Below are 3,432 nucleotides of genomic sequence, written 5' to 3'. Positions count from 1 at the left end.
GCGTGATCCTGTTCCCGGGGCAGCCCGATGCGCTGCCGCTGGATGGCCTGCCCAATGCGCAGGCGCGTTCGTTGCGCGCCGCGCTTGCCGCCCTTGAGCAGGCGCGCGCGCAGAATGAGCAACTGCTGGACGCCGATGCGTCGCTGCTGGCGATCCGTGCGTGGCTGRCGCAGGCCGACGCGGCGCTCGACCAGGCCGATGCGCAGGGTCGCTGGTTCACCCATGAGCAGCAACAGGCGTTGCTGCGGCAGCAGCCTGACCTGCCGCTGGACGACGACGCGCTGTGGGCGGTGTTCGACGATCCGCAGTTGCGCGCGCAGCTGCAGGGCGAGCCGTCACGGATCGAAGCGGAGCTGCTCCGCTACGGCGCCGACTGGCCGGCGCTCTGGGCAGCGCGCAACGAAGCCCACCTGCAACGCGAGCTGGACTACAGCGGCGACCTGCTCGACCGCGTGGAGCGGCAGCCGCTCACCGATGAGCAGCGCCGTGCGGTGGTGTGTTTCGACAACCGCGTGCAGGTGGTGGCCGCAGCCGGTTCGGGCAAGACCGCCACGATGGTGGCCAAGGCCGCCTACGCGATCGACCGTGGGCTGGTCGCGCCGGAACGGATCGTGATGCTCGCCTTCAACCAGGAAGCGGCCACCGAATTGCAGCAGCGTAGCGACGCAGCCCTGCAACGCCTGGGGATGGACGGGGTCCGCGTGGAGGCCCGGACCTTCCATGCGCTGGGCCGGCAGATCATCGGCAAGGCCAGCGGGCGCATGCCCGAGGTGCCGGCATGGGCGGTGGATGCGACCCAGGGTTTCCATAAACTGGCCGACCTGGTGGACGTACTGAAAGACCGGTCGCTGCCGTTCCGCACGCAATGGGACATGTTCCGGCTGGTGTTCGGGCGTGATCTGCCCGCGCAGGGCGAGCTCTCGCCCGCCGATGGCTGGGAAGCCGACGGCACGCCGTTCCTGCAGACGCTCAACGGTGAGCGCGTACGCGGCATCGAGGAATGCGTGATCGCCGACTGGCTGTTCTACAACGGCGTGCCGTATCGGTACGAGCGCCAGGGCGCGTTCGACCCGGTCGCCGATGCGTACCGCGCCCATCCGCCGGCGTTCCAGTACCCCACCATCGGCGTGTCGCATGCACATCTGGCGCTGGATGCCGATCGCCACGCCGGTGCGGCTGTCCAACGGTCCCATGCCGATCAGCTCCAGACCACCCCGCAGCAACTGCGCAGCGGTGCGTTGTTCACCGACCTGGCCGATGCGTTGTCGCAGCGGGGCATCGTGCTGGATCCCAATCCGGACCGGGAGCTGCCCGACGGTGGCGCCAGGCCGATGCCCGATGCGGAACTGATCGCGCTGGTGCGCACCTTCATCAGCCACGCCAAGAGCAACGGGCTGTCGATGGCCGACATGGCGCAGCGCCTGCGCGCGATGCCCGAAGACCAGTTCAAGCACCGGCACCGCCTGTTCCTGCAGCTGGCCACGCCGATCCTGCAGGCCTGGGACGCTGCGCTGGCCGCCGAGCACGCGATCGATTTCGAGGACATGCTCAACCAAGCTGCGGCGTACGTGGAACAGGGGCATTACCAGCCCCCGTACGAACTGGTGATGGCCGATGAGTTCCAGGACGCCTCGCGCGCACGGGCGCGGCTGTGCCGGGCGCTGGTGCAGGCACCGGGGCGGCACCTGTTCGCGGTGGGCGATGACTGGCAGTCGATCAACCGCTTCGCCGGCGCGGACGTGTCGATGATGACCGGCTTCGTGGCGTGGTTCGGGCAGGGCCAGGTGCTGCAGCTGCAACAGACCTTCCGCTGCCCGCAGGCGCTGTGCGATGTCTCCAGCCGGTTCATCTCCAGGAATCCGGCGCAGATCCGCAAGCAGGTGCGTTCGCACACCCCCGCGCAGGGTCCGGTGCTGCAGGCATTCCAGGTCACCCACCGCGACCAGCTCCAGGATGCGGTCGGCCAGTATCTGCAGCAGCTGCAGCGCCAGCTGCTCAGCGGCGAGCGCGCGCCGGGCCGGAACGGCAGGTTGTCGGTGTTCGTGCTGGGCCGTTACAACGCCGATCGCGCGTTCGTGCCGCCGGATTGGCAGGCGCGCTTCGGGCAGCACATGGACGTTCGCTTCCTGACCGCACATCGTGCCAAGGGCGCCGAGGCCGATATCGTGATCCTGCCGGCAATGCTGGAGCGCAGCTTCCCCAGTACCCGCGCCGATGATCCGGTGCTGACCCTGGCCATGCCGCAGGCCGACACCTGGCCGCTGGGCGAAGAACGCCGGCTGTTCTATRTGGCACTGACCCGGGCGCGACGTACGGTGGCGATGTTCACCGTGCGCGGAAAACGCTCGTCGTTCCTTGGCGAATTGATCGAGGACGGCGCGGTGACGGTGACCTCGCTCGCCGGACAGCCGATCCAGGAACAGCCCTGCCCGGCCTGCGACGGCGGAGTGATCGTGCAGCGCAGTGGGGCCTACGGGACGTTCCAATCGTGTTCGGGCTATCCGCGCTGCCAGTACAAGCCACGGCAAGCGACCACGTTGCGCCCCGGCCACGCGACGGCGCGCTGAGCCCGAACGCATGCGCCATACCGCTCAGGTTCGGTGGCGGAGGACTACCATGTAGCTCCTCCGGTGGTGCAGTGGTTACAGATGRGTGGCGGAATCAAAATGCGCAGTGCGGTCGGCAGCCAGGGCGCGGTACATGGGCTGGACGCGCTGCAGAAGCGGCACGAGACCGGTCAGACCCTGCCGACGCTATTGTGCGATGGCCAAGGCTGCGGGGTGCCGGTCCGGTTTGTCCCTGCGCACACGCAACGCGGTACGGACCGCCACGCCGTGGTCGAGATGCCGGCCTACATCACCCTGGACAAGGGCGCCGAACACGTGCCGGGCTGCCGCTACAACGCCCCCGGTCGGCTGGCGGCGCTGCTGGCGAGCGTGTCCGATCCGGATTTCGTACAGCCGCAGGACGATGGCAAGCACGAGCTGCGCCTGCTGGGCCTGCACCAGGGATTGAAACGCGGTGCCACCGATGCGCGACTGGATGGCCACCTGCATACCCTCGCCGATCTGCTCGCCGTGCGCGCGATGTGCGGGAGCGACGACCTGATCGCCTCGCAGGTCGTGCTGCGGCTGGGCAAGAAGAAAGTGGCCTGGGAGAACTTTTTCTACGACCAGGAGCGCTACGACGCGGCCTGGCACCGCCTGGACGCGGCGTCCAACGACGTGCCGCTGGCACTGGTTGGCACGGTCCGCTCGCATCGGGCGGCCCAGGGCGATGCCGCCCAAGGGGCCACCTTCCTGAACTGCGCGCCGAAGTACCAGCAGAGCGGCATCATGGATCGGCGGGAGTTCGTTGAAGTCAGCGTCGGCCACGACGATGCGGCGTGGCTGCAGACGTTCCCGGTGGGGGCGGAGATCATCATGGTCGGGT

2 protein-coding genes are annotated in these 3,432 nt (G+C 68.6%); both read left to right on the top strand.

What is annotated here, in order from left to right; all coding sequences use genetic code 11:
- On the top strand, positions 1 to 2,567 hold a 2,567-nt coding region (locus tag ACXJKH_RS17090; protein ID WP_457321114.1), incomplete at its 5' end, for a UvrD-helicase domain-containing protein.
- A 99-nt stretch (positions 2,568 to 2,666) separates the two neighbouring features.
- Positions 2,667 to 3,432: hypothetical protein (locus ACXJKH_RS17085; protein WP_457321112.1), on the top strand; the 766-nt coding region annotated here is incomplete at its 3' end.

This window comes from Stenotrophomonas sp. P5_B8 (assembly GCF_054049855.1).
This window is presented reverse-complemented; position numbering and strand designations above follow the sequence as displayed.